Here is a 3,181-nt window from a genome sequence, read left to right as displayed (position 1 = left end):
CCACCGTTTCGAGGTCAGGCCGAAGTAGGCGGCGACGTCACGCGATCGTTTGAAGCGGGTCGGATCGTCGATGGCGGCGCTAAAACTCAGCGCCGTGACCGGCCCCACGCCAGGGATCGCCATGAAGCGGCGACACAGATCGTCGGCCATGGCGAGCTGCACCACAAGCTTGTTCAAGACGAGGTATTCCGCCCACAAAGCGGCCCGCGCGCGCAACATGCAGTCCATCAGACCGACCGTCATCGCGTCCTCGACGACGGCCTCGCGCACCGCCTGCTCGAATCCGCCGCGCCCGACCTTGCCGAGCCGGATGCCGAACGCCTTCAACGAGTGGCGGATGGTGTTCTCAAGGTCGAGGAACTTGCGTTTCAGGTTGCGGCGTTGGACCAGCAACAGTCGTATCCGGTAGCAGGCTTCGGTCTTGATATGCGCCTGGCGGAACCACCCGGTGCGCATGATATGTGCCAGCCCGAGCGCGTCTTTCGCATCGGTCTTGTTGCGTTGCGCGCTCATCGCGGCACGGACGTGGCGGGTTTCGAGACACACCGCGGGAACGCCCACCGCCAACAGCTCGGGGTGCAACCAAGGCGACAAAGCGCCCGCTTCGTGGCCCGCCCTACGCAGTCGCTCTGCGTAAGGTTTGAGCGCGGTGGCGATCGCGGCCGGGTCGGTCGGGACCGACGTTTCCAGCATCGTTTCGCCACCATCGCTGACCACGCAGATCGCGGTCTCGTCGATCGACACATCCAGTCCGGCAAAATACTCCATCGCTTTTCTCCTGCGCTTGACCGCAGGCGACCTCGTTCGCCGTTCGGTCTCCGCACACGATACTGCCGCTGGGCTCGCCTGCCCAATTACAGCGGCATTACGCCGCCCTCCATTCTGACCCGCTCCTGTCGCCTGTTTCCGCTATCCTGCAGCCCAGCCATCTCGTCCAAGCCGAGGCAAAAGAGCGGCGACACGATGCCTGTCCGGCACCCTGTCCCGGCGTTTCCGACGCTACGATCAATGCGTGACTGCGAATGCTTCACGCGCCTGTGCTTCGTTCCTGAAGCTGCGCCGCCCCATCAATCCATGCGCGTTGCCATCGCCATCGACGATGCTCACCGCGACGAACCAGCGGCCATCCAACCGCCCGACGATCGCTACCCGATCGAGTTCGAAATTCTCTTCGTCGATGCTCTCATACGCCCCGAGCCAACGTTCCGACGCCCTCGCATCCCACAGGAAATCGCTCTCCTCGGCCTCCAGAAACCGCTGCGCCAGTGCCTCGCCCGCGCCCCGTCCGAACTCGATTTCGAGCCCTGCCACGAGCGTCGCCACCACGCGGTCCGACGCCGCACCAATGGGTTGAAACATGGTCATGATCGCCTCCTTCGCTTGAAATCCTCCTCATTGAGGACAGCCCTCCAAAGACGGGTGGCGGAGCGGCTGTCAGGGCCGCTGGAGGCGAAGCCGGAAGCGCCGCGCAGCGGCGGCGGAGGAACCGATTTTGTTGCGCATGAACGAACAAAAGCGCGTGCGAAGCACGCTCTATCTCGCGGCAAAATTGGAGGGGCCGCCGGCCTTGCACAGCCGCTTCGGCGCCCGTCATGCTGGGCCTTGCCGAGACGAGCCCTCCCACCTCACCGCAGCGCGCTGCCGATCATTGCGTGCCGCCTTGGACCCTTCTTCATCCGATTGTGCGGTATCTGCATTTTGCGAAAAGTCAGTGAATCTGGTATGATACGGTTGACCGTCAGCCGAGTTTCGTCGTCATGGTACAGCGTAAATCCATCGTCATTTCTTCTGTCGTGCTGATCGCAGGATTGGCGATCGGGTTCGTTCTGCGGCCCGTCATCGATCCGCCGACTCCGTCGAGCGTAGGTTCGGGACTCGTCCCGGCTGCGATCGCGGCGCCGCGCGGCACACAGTATTTCGCCGCCAATCTCGATGAAGCCCGCAAGATCATCGCCGCCTGCCGCGATGGTTCGGTTCGAGGTGACGAGTGCGCCCATGCCGGACAGGCTGTTGAGGCTGCGGAAGGCCGCGCGAACACGAAGAGGTTCCTCGGCAGTCGCCCGCACTAATGCACCCCTGATTCTCGGCTAGGGAGAAGTCGAGGTTAAGGCGACGAACAGGCTCGGTGTCCGCGCGTCGGCATCCGTTTGACCGGAAGGCTGCGTTGCGGTCGTGAGGGCAACAAACATGCTGGTCGACAGTCGGGGCGCGGTGCCGGTTACCCTCGGCCGGTCGCCCGTGACCTCGGCAAGATAGGCGCGGGTTTCGCCCGGAAGCGCACGGTCCGACGCCAGATGCGCGGCATAACGGCCAGGACCGGCATTGTAGGCGGCGAACAATCCAGGATAACCGAAACGGTCATACATCGCGCGCAGATAGGCCGTGCCTGCGAGAATATTATCGTGCGGATCATGGGGATTGCCGCCCAGGCCGTGCGCCGCGCGCATCGCCGCCCAGGTCGCCGGCATCAACTGCATCAGGCCAATCGCACCCGCGCGGGACGTGATTGGACGCCCGCCAAGCATGGTCTGGCCACCGCTTTCGGCGCGCATAACCCGCTCGATCCAGGCCACCGGGACGCCGAACCGCGCAGACGCCTCGGCGATCTCTGCCCGCCAGCGATCGACCGGATCGGCGGCGGCGGGGGTCGTGACCAGCAGCGCGACGACAAGCGCGAGCGGTTTCAACGTAGCCACAACGGGGTCGCCTTGCCGATCACATCCTGCGCCAGCGTTGCACCGAAATAGCGCCCGTCGAACGAGTCCGGGGTCTCGGCCATGAGCAGGAAGACCATGCCCGGTCCGAGCCGGATGCACTCCTGCCAAGCGGGCAGCGGACGGCCAACTGCATCGGCGGCACGGCGAATAGCTACCGGTCGGCCGTTGACCGTCACCACACGATCCACCGCGCAGATCGTGTCTCCGGCAATGCCGGCGACGCGCTTCACTAGGGGCACGTTGGAGGGCAGATAGCGGCGGCTCGCGGCCAGGTGCCGCGCTTCGGCCGGTGGCCACGCAATCACCATGTCGCCACGTTTGAGCACCGCGCCGGGCGATACGGAATAGAGGCCGATCGGCGCGCTGGCGCTCGCGTTCCAGACCAGTCGGGGCAGCGGCGGCAGCGCGATCGTGAGGCCGAGGCAGCCGATGCCGGCGCCCAGCAACACGGCGCGGCGGCGCAG

The 3,181-nt window shown here is 65.2% G+C and carries 5 protein-coding genes; all 5 read right to left on the bottom strand.

Features of this window, described 5'->3' with window-relative positions; all coding sequences use genetic code 11:
• Window positions 1-768 (bottom strand): IS110 family transposase (locus NW75_RS18900; RefSeq protein ID WP_033966823.1); only part of this gene is annotated, 768 nt, incomplete at its 3' end.
• A gap of 237 nt (window positions 769-1,005) precedes the next feature.
• Window positions 1,006-1,365 carry a hypothetical protein gene (locus NW75_RS18895; protein ID WP_033966822.1) on the bottom strand — a complete coding sequence of 120 codons (360 nt, stop codon included), beginning with the start codon at window positions 1,363-1,365 and terminating at the stop codon, window positions 1,006-1,008.
• A gap of 260 nt (window positions 1,366-1,625) precedes the next feature.
• Window positions 1,626-1,997 carry a hypothetical protein gene (locus tag NW75_RS24690; protein WP_156143076.1) on the bottom strand — a complete coding sequence of 124 codons (372 nt, stop codon included), beginning with the start codon at window positions 1,995-1,997 and terminating at the stop codon, window positions 1,626-1,628.
• Window positions 1,998-2,087: 90 nt separating this feature from the next.
• Complete coding sequence (locus NW75_RS18885) at window positions 2,088-2,696, bottom strand: lytic transglycosylase domain-containing protein (protein ID WP_033966819.1); 609 nt, start codon at window positions 2,694-2,696, stop codon at window positions 2,088-2,090.
• On the bottom strand, window positions 2,684-3,181 hold a 498-nt coding region (locus tag NW75_RS18880; protein ID WP_033966816.1), incomplete at its 5' end, for a S26 family signal peptidase. The genes NW75_RS18885 and NW75_RS18880, both read right to left, overlap by 13 nt.

Source organism: Sphingomonas sp. Ant H11 (assembly GCF_000797515.1).
Taxonomy (GTDB): Bacteria; Pseudomonadota; Alphaproteobacteria; order Sphingomonadales; family Sphingomonadaceae; genus Sphingomonas.
The sequence above is the reverse complement of the archived record's forward strand: the minus strand, read 5'-3'. Positions and strand labels throughout refer to the sequence as shown.

Excerpts from the sequence above, each read along its gene's own strand:
- NW75_RS18895 (WP_033966822.1), bottom strand. The coding sequence starts at position 1,365 with ATGACCATGTTTCAACCCATTGGTGCGGCGTCGGACCGCGTGGTGGCG.
- NW75_RS24690 (WP_156143076.1), bottom strand. The coding sequence starts at position 1,997 with ATGGGCGCACTCGTCACCTCGAACCGAACCATCGCGGCAGGCGGCGAT.